This window comes from Nafulsella turpanensis ZLM-10 (assembly GCF_000346615.1).
In the GTDB taxonomy this organism is placed as follows: Bacteria; Bacteroidota; Bacteroidia; order Cytophagales; family Cyclobacteriaceae; genus Nafulsella; species Nafulsella turpanensis.
In genome coordinates, this window is record NZ_ANNU01000010.1 from 1 (window position 1) to 16840 (window position 16840).

The 16840-nt window shown below is 46.5% G+C and carries 12 protein-coding genes; 1 reads left to right on the forward strand and 11 read right to left on the reverse strand.

The features are described from left to right. Positions 1–196 precede the first annotated feature (196 nt). Together F752_RS0104770 and F752_RS0104775 are read right to left on the reverse strand one after the other, a co-directional pair. Positions 197–580 carry a hypothetical protein gene (locus F752_RS0104770; RefSeq protein ID WP_017730591.1) on the reverse strand — a complete coding sequence of 128 codons (384 nt, stop codon included), beginning with the start codon at positions 578–580 and terminating at the stop codon, positions 197–199. 43 nt (positions 581–623) lie between these two features. Next, the gene (locus tag F752_RS0104775; protein WP_017730592.1) at positions 624–2090 is read right to left on the reverse strand and encodes a tyrosine-type recombinase/integrase; all 1467 of its coding nucleotides are present in this window, start codon (positions 2088–2090) and stop codon (positions 624–626) included. An 86-nt stretch (positions 2091–2176) separates the two neighbouring features. Here F752_RS0104775 and F752_RS0104780 point away from each other — a divergent pair, with 86 nt between their 5' ends. Next, entirely contained in the window at positions 2177–2545 is a 369-nt protein-coding gene (locus tag F752_RS0104780; protein WP_017730593.1) for a hypothetical protein, read from the forward strand. 841 nt (positions 2546–3386) lie between these two features. On the opposite strand, the gene F752_RS26000 is transcribed toward F752_RS0104780, so the two are convergent. From F752_RS26000 to F752_RS0104825, 9 genes are all read right to left on the reverse strand, one after another. Beyond that, on the reverse strand, positions 3387–3629 hold the full coding sequence (locus F752_RS26000; protein ID WP_152425035.1) for a hypothetical protein: 243 nt from the start codon (positions 3627–3629) through the stop codon (positions 3387–3389). A gap of 41 nt (positions 3630–3670) precedes the next feature. After that, on the reverse strand, positions 3671–4792 hold the full coding sequence (locus F752_RS0104790; protein WP_017730595.1) for a Fic family protein: 1122 nt from the start codon (positions 4790–4792) through the stop codon (positions 3671–3673). Between the two features lie 479 nt (positions 4793–5271). Beyond that, positions 5272–6288 (reverse strand): LacI family DNA-binding transcriptional regulator, encoded by a 1017-nt coding sequence (locus F752_RS0104795; RefSeq protein ID WP_017730596.1) that lies wholly within the window; start codon positions 6286–6288, stop codon positions 5272–5274. A 3-nt stretch (positions 6289–6291) separates the two neighbouring features. After that, positions 6292–7182 (reverse strand): carbohydrate kinase family protein, encoded by an 891-nt coding sequence (locus F752_RS0104800; protein WP_017730597.1) that lies wholly within the window; start codon positions 7180–7182, stop codon positions 6292–6294. Further along, a complete protein-coding gene (locus F752_RS0104805; protein WP_017730598.1) occupies positions 7179–7973 on the reverse strand; it encodes an HAD-IIA family hydrolase in 795 nt (264 codons plus the stop codon). The genes F752_RS0104800 and F752_RS0104805 overlap by 4 nt, the downstream gene beginning before the upstream one ends. A gap of 69 nt (positions 7974–8042) precedes the next feature. Then, a complete protein-coding gene (locus tag F752_RS26885) occupies positions 8043–10334 on the reverse strand; it encodes a GH32 C-terminal domain-containing protein (RefSeq protein WP_017730599.1) in 2292 nt (763 codons plus the stop codon). Positions 10335–10486: 152 nt separating this feature from the next. Beyond that, positions 10487–12544: a glycoside hydrolase family 32 protein gene (locus tag F752_RS0104815; RefSeq protein WP_017730600.1), complete on the reverse strand. Its 2058-nt coding sequence runs from the start codon at positions 12542–12544 to the stop codon at positions 10487–10489. After that, positions 12541–15540 (reverse strand): LamG-like jellyroll fold domain-containing protein, encoded by a 3000-nt coding sequence (locus F752_RS0104820; protein ID WP_017730601.1) that lies wholly within the window; start codon positions 15538–15540, stop codon positions 12541–12543. Before F752_RS0104820 ends, F752_RS0104815 begins: the two co-directional genes overlap by 4 nt. Positions 15541–15592: 52 nt before the next feature. Next, complete coding sequence (locus F752_RS0104825) at positions 15593–16819, reverse strand: DUF4960 domain-containing protein (protein ID WP_236613978.1); 1227 nt, start codon at positions 16817–16819, stop codon at positions 15593–15595. Between the last annotated feature and the right edge of the window lie 21 nt (positions 16820–16840).

Sequence of the window (16840 nt, forward strand, 5' to 3'; positions counted from 1 at the left end):
TGAACAGACAATTGCCCTGGTAGGATTCGCACCTACTGGATTATCACCACCTCGTGGCACACCAACGGCCCGCAAACTGGGTGTTGGGCATTTTATAGCGGTTTAGAATCCGCCTATTGCATAATTTGTAAATGGCCGAGATGCCAAAAGTAACAAGTATATGCCCAATAACCTGTTTGCTTTGTTAGGTACCGTTTTATTTTTCTTTTATAATCAGTCGGTAATGTAATTTATTCCATTTTGAACTTAGTCCTTGGAGAAAAATCAGATTGCCGTACTCGTCCATATTATTTTCTCTTTTTGATTTGCCAATCCAGTTTTTGTAGAATTGGTCAAATTGCTCTGCACTAAGTTCTGGTAGTTTAAAAGCCGATAAATCCCAAAATTTGGAGAATTCTGAATCAGAGAGTTCATGGTCATTCAATTCATTAATCCCCATTAATTTTAACAGTAATTTAAGTTCATTTTCATCGCTTAGTGTAACAGTTTGGAAATCCGGATAAGTGTCAACGAATTTTCCAACGTCCTGGAAATTAGCCAACTCAAATTTGTCACTTGCTATGAAATTGAAGTTCATCATTTGTAATGGTACCTAACTTCGGGAAAATGGCACCTTACAGGTGTCATTTTCCCTCATATGTATTGGGTTGTTTTGTGCCTAACTTAGCATCATTCTTCCATAATTCCAACTTATCCAGCGGGCTCTGGATATTTTGAAGCGATTTTTGGCTTACATGTGTGTAAATCTCCGTAGTCTTTGAGCTTTCATGGCCCAGCAAACTCTGGATGTAGCGCAGGTCCGTCCCCCCCTCCAATAGGTGTGTGGCAAAACTGTGGCGCAGGCAGTGGGGGGTGTACCCCTTCTCTATTCCTGCTGCTTTCATCGCAATATTTAATACCTTCCTTATGCTGGTAGAAGTGTATCTTCCTCCAAATTGTCCTTCAAACAGGTAGCTCTTTGGCTTATAATTCCGGAGGTATTCCTTCAACTGGACAGCCAGGCTGTCAGATAGCATGGTCACCCGGTCTTTTTTTCCTTTCCCCTTTCTAATCCATAACTGCTTTCGCTCCCAGGCTATATCTGCTACCTTCAAACCCAGTACCTCCTCCACGCGTAACCCTCCACTGTACAAAAAGGCCAGCAAACAACGGTGCTTCAAATTAGCCGGGGAGGACAGAATAGCTGCGACTTCCTCCAGACTGATTACCTTAGGCAGTTTTTTATCTTTCTTTGCTCTTACCAGCTCAAACCCTTCCGCAGGCACTCCTACTACCTTTTGCATGTAAAATTTAAGGGCGCTTACCGATTGATTAATGGTTCCGGCACATACTTCTTCTTCGGCCATCCAGCGGCTGTGGTAAACATTCACGCTGTTTGCATTCAGCACTTCAAAATCCTTTGCCTGCCGAATAGCCATGTGCTTTATAAACCTGCCCAACAGGCTGAAATAGCTGCTCAGGGTGTTGGGGCTGTAATCCCTGGCAATAAGGGCATCCAGGAAAGGCTCAGGATTCAGACTCCCCCAATCTTTGTTGTTTCCTGTAATCAGAAGCTTCTGGGTTTCCCAATCCAGTGGCTCCAGGCCTGGGTCAATTCTTAAACGGGCATGCGGCTGCAGCAGGGCAACAACTTCTGAAAGAGAGGTCTTTTCCTGCTCTATGTACCAGCATTTCCCCTGACCATAGTAATGGATAAATGGCTGCTGCCTTAAAAACTCGCTTAGCTCTCTTCGATAGCGGAACTGCAGCATGAGAATCTTTTTATCATCAAGAAGCCCGGGAAGCAGGTGCACCAGTGGCAATACAATCACTTTCCCTTCAGCCTTTTTTCTCTCTGCTGCTTTTGTCTGCAGGGCAAAGCGTTCAAGGGCGCTGATATCGAGCGTGGCTTTTCCCTTTATCGCTTCTTCCAGCTTCAGTATCGGCTCTTTGCGGTAATGAGTTACCAGGCATTTATATGTTTTACTGTACTTAATAATTTCCTGCTGCTGGCATAAGTACCAGAACAGCTGTTTGTCCTGAGCAAAGCCAAGCCTGACAAAGGTTTTGCCGTCGTGCAAGAGCGGATGTAAGTAGATAACGGGCAGCATAGTGTTTCTTTTTCAGAAAGATACGCAAGTCCACTAGTCTGAAAAGAAGATTATTCGTATATTATGCGACTAACATTCTGCTATAAATGAAGAAGTGCCCCGTCTGCCAGAAAGAGATAGTAGGTCGTAAGGATAAAATCTACTGCTCACTAAGCTGTAAGTCTGCCCAGCAGTATGAGCAGCGCCAGGAGCAGGAGGCACACTTCTACAAGGTAGACCGGCAATTGAAAAAGAACCGCACCATCTTAAAGCGCTACAATAAAGTTGGCAAAACTACGCTTCGAAAAGAAGTGCTGCTGGCAGAGGGCTTCGACCCTTCCTTCTTCACCAACTACTGGAAGAACAGCAAAGGGCAGGTTTACCTGTTCTGTTATGAGTACGGCTTCCTGTCCCTGAAAGAAGGTGATAAGGAAAAATACCTTCTGGTCACCTGGCAGCCTTATATGAACAGGTAGAATTAATTCTCGCAGAGAAACGTTCCAACCTCCCCTGGTGGAGATAAATGAAATTTCACTCGACCTTTTTCCTATCAACTGCCCCCTCCCCCAGCCTTTACGGCTTAGTAGCCTTTTTCAGGTCGGAAGGAGATGCTGTCAGGGGCAGCCGCAGGCTGTTTATATACCCTTGACTGCTTCGGATGCAGGCCTATCTTTGCTGATAAGCGGAAAGGCTGAATTCGCTCTCACTATCATTTCCCTTCCTCCTTCCCTGCTGCTGCTGTTTCCCTTCTTTTGAGCACCTGTCGACACCCCCCTGTCTACAGTTTTATACCCTCAGCACCCCTTCAAGGGTACCTTGTCTACCCCCTCAACCCTGTTGAGGCCCCTGCATAGCCAAAAAGGCTGTCGACAGCCCCTTTTGCAATGCTTTCTTGCTAAAGAAAGCTAAAGCTAAAGAAAGCACCATAGGTAGTCGACATTTTGACTATAAGCTCTTTTTACCAGCAGACTTTTCTTCCGGTTCTCACAAGATTAACCTTTTAATGATAGAAACAACAGCTAAATCTTATAATGCTTTTTAAGGACCTCTACAGACATTATGTGACTGGTCCTCTCTAACTCCTGTATGTTTGTATGGATGGGGCACAGGTACTGTTCTGCCACTCTGCTGGAAACAGCAAGCATCTATTCTTCCAAACCCTCAGGAAAAGGAATGCTTAGGTGGAAGAAGGCTACTACTGGTAGGCTCCCATTTAGAAAGTAGACTGGCTGTCGACAAAAAAGAGCCTCCTCCTGTTATTGCAGGGCTTCTTGTAGACATGCTGTCGCCAGTTACCGGACTATGGGAGAGACTATTTCAGGGAGGTTGTGCGCTGGAAAGGCAGGGGTCGTGCGGCTTGTAGTGCAGCGGGGCGGAACGAAAAGTCGTGCGAGGCTTGCGTGGGCTGGGATAAGCTTGTGAATGGAAAGAGGCACGAGCGGAATGAACAGGCTTTTCCCACAGGGCCTGTGCGGCGGGAGGGGGATTACAGTGGCCCCACATATCCCATCCTTCGTATGACAGGGCTGGCTTTTCTTTGTACCCCCCTATGCTATGCATAAACCAGCACCCATTGCCCTGGATGCGACAGTTTTATCATTTCAACCTCCGAGTATGCGCATCAGGTTGTCATTGATATAATAAACCTCTCTCCCTACTTTTTTAGCGCTCAGCATCCTTGTCTCTACCAGCTCTGCCATGTATTTGGTAAGCGTAGTACGAGAAGTCTTTCCCAGCGTAGAGGCGATAAACTGAGGCTTTATATAAGGCTGGGTATAGATAGTTTCATTGATTTCCTTGTTATACCATTTCAGATGGGCCTTTCCATACTCCAGGCTCATTTCCATCTGCCGCAATATTTCATCTATCATGCTGTTGGTTAAATGAGCGGTTTTTTCAACAGCATCCAGCATGAAAAGAATCCAGTCTTTCCATTCCCCTCTCTGGGTTACGGTTCCCAGTTTATAGTAATAATCATCTTTATACTGGATGATATATTTCGATAAATAGAGCGTTGGCTGGGAGAGTAATCCTTTACTAATCAGGTAGAGTAAATTTAAGATACGCCCGGTTCTGCCATTGCCATCCTGAAAGGGGTGTATCGCCTCAAACTGATAATGCGCGATGCACATTTTCAATAAAGGATCGGTCGGGTATTTTTCATCATCATTCAGATATTCCACCAGATTTTGAATCAGCTGCTCAATGACTCCCTTCCCTCTGGGGGGGGTATAAATAATCTCTCCGGCCCTGAACTCACTTTCTCCTCTTTTTATAACCACCATTGCATGGGGTGGCCGCAAGCCTGTAGTGGTATTCTTAATATTCTGAAACACCCGGAGCATCATTGGCAGGTCGACCACCTCTTTTTTCTTTAGATTGTCATAGCCCGCCCACAGAGCTTCCCGGTATCTTAATACCTCTTTAGTTGCGGTGTCCGTCTTTTCTTCCTGAGCCGTTTCTGAAGCCGCTTTGTATAACTCATCCTCAGTAGTAAATATATTTTCAATTGCTGTGGAAGTTTTAGCCTCCTGTAACGCAATGGTATTGACCAGCATATAAGGATTGGGCAGCCTCAGAATATTGGTGTTGACAGAGGCCAGTGCCCTGGAAGAGGCTACCAGTTTCTTCAACACCACCGGATCGTTTTCTATCTCTTCAGGAGGGGGAAGTAAAGGAAGCTGGTTGAAGGGTTCATTTCTGTCATATTGGGAGCTGCTCATCTCTATATGTTCATTTTTACGTGTTTTTTGGACATAATGTAAATATATGTCCAATCTCTGAACAGAGCAAGCACACATGTTCAAAATTCCCTACAAATTGAACGCATCCCTGTAGTGTGTCCAGATTTTCTCTCTTATTTTCTCCCTGACGCAGGAAGCCGGGGAGAAATTCAACCAGCTCATCAGCTTTTCCCCTCCCCTTGAGCTGCGGGAGAACCTGCTGGAAGCCTACCTGACCTGTATCATTTTTGCACAGGAAGTCCCGCCCCTGAACTTCGACCGGATTGCGGAAAATATGTACTGGCTTATCCCGTTCTTCCGGCAGGTGGAGGAGGCAGCAGGGAAATAGAAGGAATCATAGTGAGGGCATTCTTTTTCATAAAAAGAAGAATAGAACTGTCAAAAAGCTCAACTACAATAAATCTGGGTGACCTCTGACCTTGAAGTCTTTCCAATTTCTGAAAAATTCTATTCTTAAGTTATTTTGAAGAGTTCCTCAGAACCAATTCCGTATTTAGGGTTATAGTCTGTGAAATAGAATTCTCAGGCTGGTGAATTTGATCTAAGATATGTTTGGTAGCAATTTGCCCTATTTCATATGCCGGCTGAGCAACAGTAGACAAAGTGGGCTGAGTGTGAGCTGAATTCGGGTCATTTGAGAAACCTATAATAGCTACCTCTTCAGGTATTTTTATACCTCTTTCCTTCATCACCATCATTGCCTGAATAGCTGCAGGATCATCTACTGCAAAAATAGCATCAGGTGGTGAAGGCAAGTTCAATAGTTCATTTGTTTGTTCTACAGCACCTTGTTCATACGAACTGCTATACCGTATCAATTCCTGTTCTACATTCATTCCATATTTTTGCAATGCATCACGATAGCCGTTCAGCCTGTCTTTAGAAATGGAAAGATGCTCAGGGCCTGCAATATGGGCAATTCGGCTACGACCAAGTTGAATTAGGTGTTCTGTAGCTTTAAAAGCACCATCATAATCATTTACAACTATCTTAGAAACAGGAATCTCATTACAAATTCTATCAAACAGCACCAACGGGATACCTCTATAAAGCACTTTTTGAAGATGATCATAGTTATTAGTTTCGCGAGAAAGCGAGATAAGCAAACCATCTACCCTACCATTAGCCAATGTTCTGAGGATATTGACTTCTTTTTCATACGATTCATTTGACTGGCAAATGATAACATTGTACCCCTTCTTAGCTGCCATATCCTGTATTCCACTGATGCTAGCAGCAAAGTAATTATTCGTAAGGTTTGGCACTATAACACCTAAGGCTTTGGTCTTTTTCTTGTGTAGACTCTGCGCAACTTGGTTTATTTCAAAATTGAGCTGCTTTGCCATCCTCGAAATAGCCTTCTTTGTATGAGCATTAACAGCCGAATCATTCCTTAAGGCCCGTGAGACGGTGGAAACAGATATATCCAGCTTTTGGGCTATATCTTTCAGGGTAATTTGCCGCTGCTTTGTCATCTTTCAGGGCTCTACTATTCCTAATATTCTTTTTATTTCAGAAGAGTATGTTGGCAGTGGTCCTCTAGAAGAAGCAACAAATGCCCCCAAACGGTTGGAAACATCTGCCGCCTGCAAAGCATTTTTCTCTCTCAAATAATGATGTACAAAAGCGGCGCTGAATGAATCGCCCGCCCCAACCGTATCTACAACATTAGCAGGATATCCTTTCACAAACTTCAGCGTCTGCTTTTCATAAATATAGCACCCTTCAGCCCCGGCAGTTATCAGTATAAGCTCAATGTTGTTATCCTTAGAAGCCTGCTTTACAAATTCCTCCAGGCTCAGCTCCTGCTGATACAGGAGAGCAGATACCACCCTTACCTCCTCATCATTTAACTTAAAAATAGTACAGGCTCTTAAAGACTGTTTAATAATTTCGGCTGTGAAACAGTCCTTCCGCAGGTTGATGTCATAGAATATGTGTTTAAAGGCTTTTCGCTGTAAGAGCTGCTTCAGTGCACTTTCTGACTCCAGATTCCGCTGGGCAAGGGTCCCGAAATAAAGCACATCAAAACTCATCGGATCTATCGCTTGCTTACTTGCTCTAAAATTGATGTAGTCATACGCTACATTTTTGGTGATGGTATAGTCCGGCTGCCCATCCTTAAACTCAACAGGCACTGTACCTGTAGGGTGCTGATTGTCCTTTTGAATAAAGTCTGTCTTTATCCTAATCTTACGGATCTGTTCCAAAGCCGCTTTTCCTAGCTCATCATCTCCCACTCTTGAAAAAATATAGGATTCCACCCCTAGCTGTGCCAGGTGGGCCGCAAAATTGAGGGGAGCACCCCCCAGATAATTTTCTCCCTCAATTATATCGAACAGTATTTCGCCAAAAGATAAAACTCTCATACTTTTTCTGTTTTAAGATCCCACCACTTGAGGGGTAGTTTTATATCGTTCACAGAATTTACAATCAGGTCCGGTTTGAAAGCAAACTTGCTCAGGTTCTCCTTCCGGGCAACCCCCGAAAGCACCAGTATTGTCTTGTATCCTACCTGCACCCCACCCTGGATATCTGTCGACATAGTATCTCCAATAATGGTGGTGTTAGCGGTTTCCAGCCCCAGTGCCTTTCGTGCCGAGCGCATCATTACCGGGCTTGGTTTTCCTACCTCAAATGCTTTAATTCCTGTGGCTTCTTCTATCATGGCAGTCGTGGCGGCTATGCCTAAATTGGCCCAACCCTTCTTCTTAGGCGAAGGATCACGGTTGGTGGTAATAAATTTGGCTCCCTCCAAAATCATATCAACCGCCCGCTGCACCATTTCAAGAGTAAAGTTTCTTCCTTCTCCCAGGACTACGAAGTCCGGATCTGTTTCTACCAGCGTAAGGCCATTCTCGTGCAGGCTGGTTAACAAGCCACCCTCTCCCAGCACATAGGCCGTACCGTTTGGCTCCTGGCCGGCCAGAAATTTACCGGTAGCCATGGCACTGGTATATACATGCTCCGGGCTCACAACAATTCCTAGCTTTTTCAGCTTACGAACAACCTCCAGTGGCGTTCGCTGGCTATTGTTGGTCATGAACATGAACGGGATATCCTGCTTTAGAAGGGTGCCAATAAAGTTGTCCGCCCCTGGGATGAGGTGGTCTCCACCATAAATCACACCATCCATATCAATTAACAAACCATGTTTCATCTCTTTTCTTCTCTTAACCTTTATCTACTTATTGAATAAACCTGAGGCTTATGCTTTGCCCCCTTTCGTTTATTTTATCACTACTTTTTCTACTGCCACCTGCCCGTTTTTGAAATAAACTTTTACAAAGTGAATGCCTGTCTGGCTTTCCTCCGAAATAGCAACACGAGTATAGTCAGCATATTTTCGTACCTGAGCAGGTAGTTGTGCTCCACGAAGGTCAAATACAGCAACTGCCGCAATTTCTTCCGTGCTTCGGATACTGAAAAGGCCATGGTTTGGGTTAGGGAATACACTTAAAGAACCGTTCCTTTCAGGATGAAATCCCAGCACCTCCTCTTCTTCAGGCCAGATAGACTTCATTTTCCAGAAGTCAAAGGAAGCAACAGTGATTTCTTCAGAACCAAAAAAGCGAAGCCCATCCCATGTCTCCCTAGGAAATATCCTGGCCGTTTGCACCAGTGCGCCCTCATTAACGAAAACCTCTACAGAAGACTCATCCACAAAGATGCGGAAACGCAGCTCAGTAGGTTCCCCTTCAAGAGGTGCATAAAACACACGCTCATAGGTATCTGATACCCGATGACCCGCCCTACTCCTGTCGAGGTAAACAGCTTTACGCGCCGGATCGTAGCCTACCACTGTTTTGGCCGAAATCCCTTTTCGTAGCTCCACACCTGCAGGACTGGTGGTAGTACCCGGCACAAGAGTAAAGCTCATTTCGTAACGTGTTCCTCGTATCTTATCCTGCTCCAGCTGCTGATTAATAGCCTCTATACCCAATTCTGTGTAGGTAACATGCTCCGTTCTTAGTGAATCGAAGGCATGAACAGGATGCTGAAACAAGCGTATATGCCCACTTTCATTCTCTCGCAGCTCAAGTGAGCGGGGCAGCGAAAGGCTACCTCTCCAGCTGGTGGTTGGCAGATTTCCGGCATAGGCCCAGTTATTCATCCAGGCCAGCCAAACCCGTTGGTAAGGGCTGGCAGCCGGCTGGTTCTCCCAGGAACGCCCTGCATAAAAATCAGGTCCATAATCTGCCCACAAAGCCTCTACCTGATCATTCAGAATAGCTTCATCAGAAAAGTAAATATGATCTGCGTTTATATGCCCCCAGCCTCCTGTTGCCGCATCAACAATCTCGATTTGGGCTTCGGCACCGACATAGGAACGAACATCCCAGGCATGCCAGCGTAGCTTTTCCTCGTTTCTTCCAGTGGCAGTCGCTACTTTTTGGCCGTTTATTATCAGGTTGACTTCCGCCAGACCGGGTAGATTTCCTCCTCCGATTAAGAAGTTTATGTAATGATGGCCGATAGTGAAAGCAGGGGAAACCAATTTACCCTCAGAGCCATCACCCTGTAGGTAGGAGTTCACCAAGCGCTCTCCCAGGTAGCCCGAAACTGTCTGCTGATCTGGAAGAGTTCCCTCTACAGGACCACTGCCAAAGGCGGCTCCGCTAACTTCCCAGGCTCCATAATCCGCGCCTTCGAAATCTTCGAACAGTACCCCATTCGGCAGTATCTTTTCGCTATTCAGTAAAGAATCAAACTCCTCTGTTAGAGTAAAGGCAGTGCCATCGAAATTACCCAGAAAATACTGTGTACCCGAACCACCTGAAGGAGAGCCGGGATTGAGGCTTACCATTAATACCCAAAGGGAATCCGGCTGCCCTTCCACCTTCAGCGGAAACAAATCTGGGCATTCCCACACCCCGCCATGTGCGCCGGTTTCACTTCCAAATTCACTTTCAAACGTCCAGCTTTTTAAATCCGGAGAGGAATAAAACTCAATACGGTCCAGTACGGCCAGGGCCATAATCCACTTAGCGGTTTCTTCATGCCAGAAAACCATCGGGTCACGGAAGTCGGGCGTTCCCTGGTTAGTGAGTACCGGGTTGCCGGCATATTTCTGCCAGCTTCTTCCTTTATCGAGACTGTAGGCAATGCTTTGTTGTTGGGTGGTGCCGGCGCTGGTATACATCGCTATCATGGCCGAATCGCCAAAGCCGGCGGTATTGTGGTAGTCAATTACGGCACCACCCGAAAATATTGCTCCCAGCGCATCGGGCTCCAGGGCTACCGGCAGCTCTTCCCAGTGCACCAGGTCTTTGGAAACTGCATGCCCCCACGACATATTGCCCCATTGCGTACCGTAGGGATTGTACTGGTACATCAAGTGATATTCCCCGTCCAGGTACACCATTCCACAGGGATCATTGATCCAGTTTTTAAGGGGGGAAAAGTGATACTGCAGGCGGTAATTTTCGTGGTATTCCTGCCCGAAAGCGGGAAGCCATAATCCTGCAAATACAAAAAAAAACAAAATACTGCGCCTTATCATCATATCATCTTCCTCCATTGAATGGTTCCCACCCGGGTTGGGTGAGCACTAAGGCCTTTAGCTGCCAGATGCCTACTACACCCCTTGTGATAGTTTGTGAGAGACCATTCCCCTGCTTAGGGATTAGTAGGCCTACATTTTCACCTCTATTATCTTTCTGGAATACGGACCTAAATATCCGTATTCCAGATAGAGCGAAGCTCCCGAATGGCTCCTGCATTCACTTTTACTGCCCCATTCTTCGTTAGCAGTTTCAGCTCGGTAAAAGCTTCATCAGGAAAGAATATGTCCGTCATGACGGTTTTTCCACCATCGGCAAAAAGCTCAAGTGAAGCTACATCTATCAGCAGACGCAAATCATGTACAGGCCCCTGAGCTATTCTTGGCCCGTAATGGATATCACCGAAATTGTCTGAAAAATCATTTTTGCCGGCCTGCCTCCTATCTACAAAGTATGCTTTCCGCTCCGGGTCGTAGCCAATAATTACTTTCTGCCCCAGCTCATTAGACAGCTCAAAGGCATAACCTGCTGTCGGATTCAGAGCTTCCAGCTCCATACTCAGGTCGAAGGTGGCTGTTGAGGATGGTAGCTTTTGCGAAATCAACAAAGAGTCTTCCACCAGCTGCTCATCAAGCTGCACGGTAGCTGCATACAATTTTTCCAGTTCCTCCACCGGTTTAGACACCAGGCGCAATCCTTCGGCTGTGTTTTCCAGGTTCAGACTACGGGCCACCGTCATGGCACTGCGCCAGGTTTCCGTTGGCACAACATTGGCATAATCCCAGTTGCTCATCCAGCCCATAAACAGGCGACGACCATCTTCTTCGGGAACGTTCGACCAGCTAACCCCGGCGTAGTTATCGCGGCCGTAATCAATCCAGATACCCTCCTGCGCATTTTCTGCAGGGGCATCAGCAAAAATTAGCTGGTCGACCAGGATATGGCCCCAGCCCCCCTGCACCTGGTCGACAATTTCGAGCCGGGCTTCTTTTCCTTTCAGCTCCTCTACATTCCATGCCACCCAGTTGAGTGATTCGCTGTTGTTTCCGGTCGCATTCCGTACCCGCTCGCCATCCACCAAGAGATTTACAGCCGTTCCTTCCGGATGTTTTCCGCCCCCGGCAAGGAAATTAATATAATTGGTGTTAATCATAAAAGCAGGAGAAAGGAGTCGCCCCATACTCTCGTCGCCCTGGCGAAAGCTGTTTACCAGTTTGGTACCTGCAAAGCCTGCCACCTTTCCTTGTCTATCTAAGGTACCGGGCACAGGACCTTCGCCAAAAGCATCTCCTTCAACCTCCCAGCCCTTGTAATTTTCTCCTTCAAAATCAGCAAACAGCTTTCCTTGCGGCACTACTGCTTCCTGGCTTAGGTCCTGACGGAACTGTTCATCCAGTACGAACTCTTCTCCGTTAAAGTGGCCGACAAAATACTGTGTGGCGGATCCGCCATTAGGCCCGCCAGGGTTAATACTCACCAGGAGCACCCATTTCTCTTCCCCGCTGCCTTTCACCTGTAGCGGAAATAAATCCGGACATTCCCATACCCCACCATGCGCGCCAATATCCTGCCCGAAGTCGCTTTCATGCTCCCAGCTCTTCAGGTCCTTGGAAGAGTAAAAACTGATACGGTCAGCTACGGCTAAAGCCATTACCCACTTTTGACCGGCTTCGTACCACATTACTTTCGGGTCGCGGAAATCGCGGATTCCCGGGTTTGGCAGTACCGGGTTTTGCTCGTATTTAGTCCAAGTGCGGCCTTTATCGAGGCTAAAGGCGATTCCCTGGGTTTGGAAATCGTTCCTGCCTGCCCGCTCTGCTTCGGCATTGTGATAGGTGAAAATAGCCACCAGCGGCGGATTCTCGGTCGTTCCCAGGCCGGAGGTATTATTCAGGTCTGCGACTGCACTTCCTGAGAAAATTGTACCCAGGCTATCAGGGTACAAGCCAATCGGCAGGTGCTCCCAATGCACCAGGTCTTTACTTACGGCATGCCCCCAGTGCATGGGCCCCCATACGGTGCTGTCGGGATTGTGCTGGTAAAAAAGGTGATATTCCCCCTCATGATATACCATACCATTAGGGTCATTCATCCATGCAGACGGAGGCGTAAAATGGAACTGCAAGCGATGCTGTTCCCTGTTCTCCTGAACCGTTTGTTCCACTACTTTATCACTGCAGGCCACCATGGAAAAAAGCAAGCCTGATGCTATAAGTATATTTTTCATTTTACTTGAATGATTATTTTAAAATATTCAGAGAACGTTCGCCCCTTTACCCGAATCAGGTACAATCCTTCGGGCAAGCCGGCTGTCTGGATTTGGTGTTTCGAGGAACGGACTTTTTCGGCTTTAATCACTCTGCCATTCATTGAAAGAACCGCCACTTCTACCTCTTCCTGACTAGGAATTTCAAGATTCAGCACATCCTGTGCAGGGTTCGGGTACAGCTTAATAGACGCCCTCAGCTTATCGTTTTTTTTTACGCCTGTAACCGGTGAATCTTCCTGTACTGTCCGAAAGGCAGTCGGTAAAAAATCAGGCTCACAAACAGTTGTGCCCGTTGCGCTTCCCATGGGCTTCATGGTCCATTGTTTGGCTTCCAGTAATTTCACCGCTCCCTGGGTCACTACCAGGTCTACCTGCTTGCTTGTTTCGGCCGGATAGGCCCTGGTAGATAAAACCAGCAGATTATCAATAAAAACCTCTACAATAGAGTGATCGACAAATACTTCTACATCAATTTTTTCTGTAAAGTCAAAAACATACTCCGAGGCCGTATATTCCTCTTGTGCTGCCTGTTCATGCGCATAGCGGGTATCCAGTGCCACAAGGTTTTTCTCCAGGTCGAAAATAAAGGAAGTAAACTGACTACCATCCACACTTTTAAGAAGCTGTAAGGAAAATCTGGAAGCAGAATCCGCCTGAAGGCTAAAAGACAGGTTAAGCTGATTGCCGCCGAACTCCGGCAGGTTACCACCAGAACCCTTTTCAATTAAGCGGTCATTTACTACTACTTCATTAGTCCTGAGCCTGCAAAGGTTTGGGTGTGGATATTGACCGATGGTAGAGTCTTCCAAAATACGAATGACCCGCGGCAGGGAAAACGCATGCCGCCAGCCGGCCTCAATCTGATCCGCTACATTTCGGGTTTCAGGAATAATGCCGATATAGGTAATTCGCCCTTCCGCATCCCTTCCAATGGCTGGAGCCAGGGTATTATTGATAGAGGCATCCAGAATTTTAGGGGCATCAAAGTAAGGTGTAAACTTTTCATTTTCCCATTTCCCGGTCCAGTAGACTACATTGGCAGGCTTTCCATTATATAAGGGAGTAACTGCTAAAATATAATCTCCCTGATCATTAAGGGGATAGAATAAGGGCATCTCCCAAAAAAAGCCTGACTCCTCCAGATCTGAATTACTAAACAGGGTGTTGATGCGGGTCCAGTTGATTAAATCTTGACTTTTATAGGTAGGAAGAGCTCCACCGCCATTATTCGCCAGCCCAGCCCCTACTATCATATAGTAGGTATCCTTATCCTTCCAGATAAAAGGATCCCGAAAATCGAGATAGCCTGAAGGACTGCTGGCTATTACCGGGTTCCCCTGGTACTTTTCCCATTCAATTAATTCCTCGTCCTGTGGATAAGCAAGCCCAATCCCTGCTTTTGCCTCATCCACTCCTGTATAAACAATAACAGGCTCATTATTAGGCCCCATAATGGTCGTACCCGACCATGTTCCGAAATCATCAAACCCCGGAGAAGGTCCCATAACCACCTTTTCTTCCTGCCAATGAACTAAATCAGGACTACTTAAATGACCCCAATGCATAAAAAACAAATATGGGCCACTGGGATTCTTCTGAAAAAAGAGATGATACTTTCCTTTGTAATAGATAAGGCCATAGGGTTCATTTGTCCAGCTGGTATTGGGCATGGCATGAAACTGGGGCCTGAGCTCATCGCCGGCATGGCGAATAGCCGGATCGATGAACAAGTCTGCCTCTAACAGTTCCTGCTGATTACTAAAGGTGATGTGGTCAGCCAGAATATGCCCCCACCCCCCACTTACAGAGTCTACTATTTCAATATGCGCCGTAGCGCCTAAAAACTCCCCGACATTCCAGCTTTCTGCAACTAATGTTTCGGAGTTTTTTCCGGTAGCCGAGCGAACCACCTTTCCATCCACCAACAGGCGAATTTCTGTTTTACCCGGGTGGTTTCCTCCCCCAATCAGGAAGTTTATCAAGTCCTGCTCAATGGTAAAAGCAGGAGAACGAAGGGTGCCCTGGGAGACATCTCCATCATGAAAGGAGTTTGCTAACCGGTTGTCACGATAGCCTGTTACCGGGTGCTGCCCCCCTATGGCTCCTGCTGCCGGCTGAGTTCCAAAAGCTGCGCCTGCAATCGTCCAGGGCGCATAATCTGTTCCTTCAAAGTCTTCGAATAGCGTTTCTGTAACTGCAGGGGGTGCAAAGGCAGTATAGCGTTCGCTTACTTCTTCTGCCCTTAAGGCGACATTATACACTTTTAAATCATCAAGGGCACCATTCAGGGTGGTAAGGTTAAAGTCGGAAAAAAGAGCGGTGGCATTGTGCCTGCCAATGTACATTGGAGCATTGGCTAGGTTTATTACATTATGAGCTGCCAAGGAAGCTGTTTTCCACAACTTACCATTCACAAAAATTTTTGCCTGCTGGGCAGAGAGATCAATGGTGGCCACAATATGGTTCCACACATACTTTTCAATACTTTGGGGGGTGCTAACTTCATATTTCTGCCCATCAGCAAAAAAGTCAAGAGAGATATTCCCGTACGGACCTACTTCAAGGGCAAATCCGCTTTCATTATTAATCTGGCTGATAATAGCACCGCCTTCAATCGGTTTCCGGTCCGCATCCGTGGAAGGAGGGAACGCCTCTGTGGCATACCAGGCTTCGATAGTCATTTGGTTATTTATCCCGGTGATTGCATAATCTTTTTCGGCATAGGTGGAATAGCCATCGAGCCGAAGGGCACTTCCCTGAACGGCCGGTATTCTTTCCGGAAAATCAAAAATATTCTGAAGGGGAAAAGAAATATTATTGACTTCTTCCGTAATGTAAGGAGTCCCTGAAGCCTCATTAAAGGGAAAGTGCAGAAGAGTATCAATTTCAGCGGCTGTTACCTTCAGGAAAGAAACAAACAAGGCTGTAATCAAAAGAAGGAAAGGACGTATCATAGACAAACTTAAATAGAGCCGGGCAGTAAACCCGGCTCATTTATTATATTAATTACTGAGCATCATACTGTGCACGTAGGTACTCAATGGCATTGGCTGTAAGCAGCTCAATGTTTTCTTCATATTCATTAACAGAACCATCATTGGTTTCCCACTCATAGCCGATGATACTATTTGCTAACATCAGCACCGTTCCCCGGAAATCTTTCGGTACATCAGCACTGAAATTGGCATGGGTATCCAAATCTGTTCTGCCGAACTCAACGGCCGCAAAGCCAAAATAATCGGTCACATGCTGAAGAGAGGCAAGTTTGACGGCTTTCAGTTGTTCTTCAAAGTTGGTAATCATTTCCACTTCACCACAGCAGGCACCTCCAGCAGGGCCAACATTCCACCATACCAGGCGTACCTCACGGGTAGGAGCATTATTCAGGTACAGGCGATTTTCAGCATTCAACAGCCCTTCAAACAGCGGATGAGCCGTTCTGTCTGCTGAGGTAGTTGTAGGAACGGCACTGAGTCCCCAGAAATCATCGGCTGCCTTATTTTCTTCTACACCAATCTCTTCATTCACCTCATTAAAGGCATAGGCCTCCGGGACGCGATCAATGTTAAAGATATATTGGGCGGCATCTCCTGCCAATAGCAGTTGTCCGCCATCGCGTACATAGTTAGAAATGGTACTCGCCACCTCTTCACTCGCCATGGCACCTAAATCAACCGGCGCTGTGGCCTCCAGTTTATAATAGAAAATCACCTTTAAGTTGCTTACAGCATCCGGCGTGATTTCATCAGCAGAAAGATACACAAACTCGTCACCGTAGGTGGCCTGCATCCATGTAGCCGCTGCCTGGGCGTCATCTTCCAGCTCTTCGATGGTCGGTGCGCTTCCAACGAAAGCGACTACTGCTGTTTTTTCAACACTCACAGTGTACACCTCTGTAATAGGATTACCCTCTGCATCTGAACCAGTCACCGTAAATTCCACCGGGGAGGTAAAATCCACTTCAGTTCCTGAAGCAGGTGAAACGGTGGCCCCTTCCGGCACCTCAATGGCCACCTCTGCAGTGGTGACATCCACATCGCCCGGCACTTCTATTACAATGGTCTTATCCGTATTGTTAATGGTGCCGCTGGCCTCCACCGGAGAGACTATTCGGAAAGAGCTAATCTCCGCATTTACCGTCTTATCGACTGCAGGTGCATCATCTTCCCCACAGGAGACTACCAACAGCATAATAGCTGAAAGCAGGACGTTCAATAAAAATGACTTTTTCATAAGATTTCTCATAAAATATTA

Coding starts and splice junctions, on each gene's coding strand:
- F752_RS0104815 (WP_017730600.1), bottom strand. CDS start 12,544: ATGAAAAATATACTTATAGCATCAGGCTTGCTTTTTTCCATGGTGGCC.
- F752_RS0104800 (WP_017730597.1), bottom strand. CDS start 7,182: ATGAGAGTTTTATCTTTTGGCGAAATACTGTTCGATATAATTGAGGGA.
- F752_RS0104825 (WP_236613978.1), bottom strand. CDS start 16,819: ATGAAAAAGTCATTTTTATTGAACGTCCTGCTTTCAGCTATTATGCTG.
- F752_RS0104770 (WP_017730591.1), bottom strand. CDS start 580: ATGATGAACTTCAATTTCATAGCAAGTGACAAATTTGAGTTGGCTAAT.
- F752_RS0104775 (WP_017730592.1), bottom strand. CDS start 2,090: ATGCTGCCCGTTATCTACTTACATCCGCTCTTGCACGACGGCAAAACC.
- F752_RS26885 (WP_017730599.1), bottom strand. CDS start 10,334: ATGGAGGAAGATGATATGATGATAAGGCGCAGTATTTTGTTTTTTTTT.
- F752_RS0104795 (WP_017730596.1), bottom strand. CDS start 6,288: ATGACAAAGCAGCGGCAAATTACCCTGAAAGATATAGCCCAAAAGCTG.
- F752_RS0104790 (WP_017730595.1), bottom strand. CDS start 4,792: ATGAGCAGCTCCCAATATGACAGAAATGAACCCTTCAACCAGCTTCCT.
- F752_RS0104780 (WP_017730593.1), top strand. CDS start 2,177: ATGAAGAAGTGCCCCGTCTGCCAGAAAGAGATAGTAGGTCGTAAGGAT.
- F752_RS0104820 (WP_017730601.1), bottom strand. CDS start 15,540: ATGATACGTCCTTTCCTTCTTTTGATTACAGCCTTGTTTGTTTCTTTC.
- F752_RS26000 (WP_152425035.1), bottom strand. CDS start 3,629: ATGCATAGCATAGGGGGGTACAAAGAAAAGCCAGCCCTGTCATACGAA.
- F752_RS0104805 (WP_017730598.1), bottom strand. CDS start 7,973: ATGAAACATGGTTTGTTAATTGATATGGATGGTGTGATTTATGGTGGA.